Origin of the sequence: Actinotignum sp. UMB0459, assembly GCF_051905915.1 — a bacterium.
In the GTDB taxonomy this organism is placed as follows: domain Bacteria; phylum Actinomycetota; class Actinomycetes; order Actinomycetales; family Actinomycetaceae; genus Actinotignum; species Actinotignum sanguinis.
Map to the genome: position 1 here is coordinate 11,340 of NZ_JBQAIK010000007.1, position 3,207 is coordinate 14,546.

The following is a 3,207-nucleotide window of genomic DNA, read 5'->3' on the forward strand; positions in this document are numbered from 1 at the left end:
GGGGGGGGGGGGGGGGGGGGGGGGGGGGGGGGGGGGGGGGGGGGGGGGGGGGGGGTGGGGTGGGGGGGGCGGGGTGTTGGGGGCCCCCCCCCCCCACTGCGCTTAACCGCTACTTCACAGCACTGCTACCGCTGCCACGAGTCAAAGTAATCCCAAGGGAATTCCTCATCATCTCCGGTGTCACTGGACTTGTAATACTCTGATTCGTTCGAAATCATGATTGTCTCAGTAGTGGCTTGATACTTCAGCGCTCTCACAGGGAAGGGGAAGCCCCCGACCATGACTGCCTTGTGAAGAAAAATTCTGATTGCCTCGGTCATGGAAAGTCCAAAACCTCGAAAAACAGATTCCGCCTCGAACTTCAATTCCGGATCAATCCGCATGGTAAACGTCGGTGTATTTGCCACCGGAACCACCCTCTCTTTTTATACGTGTACTTCTGATGTGGTGAGTGTTCGTGCAGCACCTCGCGGGCGCTGCTACTCAGAAGCTTACGCAGCACTTACGACAACTTTCGAGGGCTGTGCGGGGGAGGGCATATGTTTTCAGACCTGTACTGCTTCTGTAGCACAAATGCAGTACACCTCAGAAAACACATACCCCTCGGCCCAGTCTAAAGATTCTGCTATTTTTCAACTTTGGCTGACGCTACCGTATATCCACCGCTCGGTTATTTCGAAACATGTAGAGGCTCATCCGTTGTATCCTCATCCACCGCAAGAATCTCCCGTGCTACTTTCTGGGCGCGGTGTGCACCTGCACATATGCAGGCCAGCAGCACCACCATGCCGAGGATGATGATTGCGGCAAGTGCCTCGTTGGAAAGCGGAAGAAATACGGCGAAACCGCTGAGAATAAGGCACGCCGTGCTGGCGGCCGTCCACGGCCAGGCCGCGGCATGCGCTTCCCGCCATGTTTCCTGGTTCGTCATGATGATCTCAGTACGGTACCCGATGAGTTCGTTAAGCTTCAGGGTCTTTTTGCGGGAGGCATAGGCAAGCCAGCCACTAAGAGCTGCGGAGCCCCATAAAGCACCCACTAACACTACCGCGATCTGCCAGGTCATTGGCCCCTCCCATCGTCCAGCTTCGTCGCTGGCGGTGATTATCTCGGTGAACGGTGATTTTCCAGGTGCCAGTTTACTGAGTGTCAGCGTCGTCGTACCAGTACCCAGATAGAATTCGCGGCTGAACTAACCTGCCGGAAATCCCGATGAGGGCTCTCCTCACCAGGCCCGTCGCATTACCGGGTACGCGCAAGTTTAGCGTGCCACGAGATACGAAAAATCAATCACCTGGTCCGCCCACGCAATTGTGGAGGGACGGTGCGCAACCATGAGCACCGTGCGGCCTTTGGCGAGGCGCCGTATTGCTTCACCAATAACCGCCTCGGTGATGCTGTCCAGCGCGGAGGTTATTTCGTCGAGAAGTAGGATCGGGCTGTCTTTCAAGAAGGCCCGGGCGATGGCAACGCGCTGTTTCTCCCCACCGGAGAGCGCATTCCCGCCCGGCCCAACCTGGGTGTCCAGCCCTGCGGGTAGCCTCTCGATAACCGAATCCAGCCCGGCCAGATTTACCGCGGTAAGAATTTCTTCCTCCGTGGCATCCGGCTTGGCCAGCGTCAGGTTGTCCCGAATGGATCCGCTGAAGAGGCGTATACCTCAAGTGCTCTACCTAGATTGCGCGCCACACACAAAGGGGCCGCCCCTGATATTCAGGAGCGGCCCCTTGTGGATTGCCTTTCGGCTACCTCAGCAACTCTGCGTTACTTCTTGCGGCGGCGAATCGCCACGCTACCCGCACCGGCGGCCAGCAGAGCGAAGACTGCCAGCGATGCCACATCGGCACCGGTTGCGGTCAGGCCCTTAGCCTTCTTGACCTTCTTGGTCTTCGGTGCAGCCTTACCGGGATCGTTCGGGTTCAACGGGTCGGTGCCGTTCTTGATTTCGTCACCGTCGTTGATACCGTCACCATCGGTATCGGCCTTGTTCGGGTTGGTCGCCTTGCCACCATTCTTGGCACCGGTCACCTCGTCACCATCGGTGAGTCCATCACCGTCAGTATCCGGGTTGAGCGGATCGGTATTACCGGGCTTGCCGTCCTTATTGAACTTATCGTCCTTGAACGGGTTCTTGGTGCCGTTCACCTCGTCACCGTCGGTGAGTCCATCACCGTCGGTATCGGGGTTCTTCGGATCCGTACCGATCGCCTTTTCTTCACCATCCGTCAGGCCGTCACCATCGGTGTCACCCTTATTCGGATCGGTGCCATTGGCAATCTCGTCACCGTCGGTGAGTCCATCACCGTCGGTATCGGGGTTCTTCGGATCCGTACCGATCTTCTTCTCTTCACCGTCCGTCAGGCCGTCACCATCGGTGTCCGGGTTCTTCGGATCGGTCTTGGTGGCCTTGGAGTCGTCGACCTTCGGAGTGCCATCTTCGTTACGAGCCGGCTTGCCGTTCTCGTCGATGTCCGTGCCAACTTCCTCGCCGTCGGTCAGGCCGTCACCATCGGTGTCCGGGTTCTTCGGGTCGGTGCCGAGGTCCTTTTCGCGACCATCGGAAACACCGTCACCGTCGGTATCCGGGTTCTTCGGATCGGTCCCGTTCTTCTTTTCGTCCCCGTCGTTCACGCCGTCACCATCGGTGTCAGCATTGTTCTGATCCGTGCCGTCCTTGATTTCGTCAGCGTCGGTAACGCCGTCACCATCGGTATCGGCCTTGTTCGGGTTGGTCGGCTTGCCACCGTTGTTCTTGCCGGTAACTTCGTCGCCGTCGTTCACGCCGTCACCATCGGTGTCGGGGTTGAGCGGATCGGTGTTACCAGGCTTGCCGTCCTTATTGAACTTATCGTCCTTGAACGGGTTCTTGGTGCCGTTGACTTCGTCGCCGTCGTTGATACCGTCGCCGTCAGTGTCCGGGTTCTTCGGGTCGGTGCCGATCTTTTCCTCTTCGGAATCGGTCAGGCCGTCGCCGTCGGTATCCGGATCCTTGACGGTCACCTTGGAGGTGTCCAGGGTCTTGCCACCATCCTTGATGGTCACGGTGATCTCAGACTTGTCCTTGGCATCCGCGGGTACCTTGACCACAACGTTGCCGTCCTGGCCGATAGTGCAGGTCGCACCGCCGGTCGCTTCACAGGTAGCCGAAGCCGGAATCTGGCCATTAGCCGGATCCTTCGTCAACGTCACATCAGCACCAGGCTTACC

At 58.4% G+C, this 3,207-nt stretch carries 3 protein-coding genes and 1 pseudogene; all 4 read right to left on the bottom strand.

The window, feature by feature from the left end:
* Positions 1-125 precede the first annotated feature (125 nt).
* On the bottom strand, positions 126-407 hold the full coding sequence (locus tag ACTFPK_RS01670; RefSeq protein ID WP_284906750.1) for a type II toxin-antitoxin system RelB/DinJ family antitoxin: 282 nt from the start codon (positions 405-407) through the stop codon (positions 126-128).
* 263 nt (positions 408-670) lie between these two features.
* Positions 671-1,066, bottom strand: coding sequence for an SdpI family protein (locus ACTFPK_RS01675; RefSeq protein WP_284906749.1), 396 nt, complete (start codon positions 1,064-1,066; stop codon positions 671-673).
* Between the two features lie 222 nt (positions 1,067-1,288).
* A pseudogene (locus ACTFPK_RS01680) lies at positions 1,289-1,657 on the bottom strand (ATP-binding cassette domain-containing protein); the annotation flags it as partial.
* Between the two features lie 107 nt (positions 1,658-1,764).
* Positions 1,765-3,207: hypothetical protein (locus ACTFPK_RS01685; RefSeq protein ID WP_439910950.1), on the bottom strand; the 1,443-nt coding region annotated here is incomplete at its 5' end.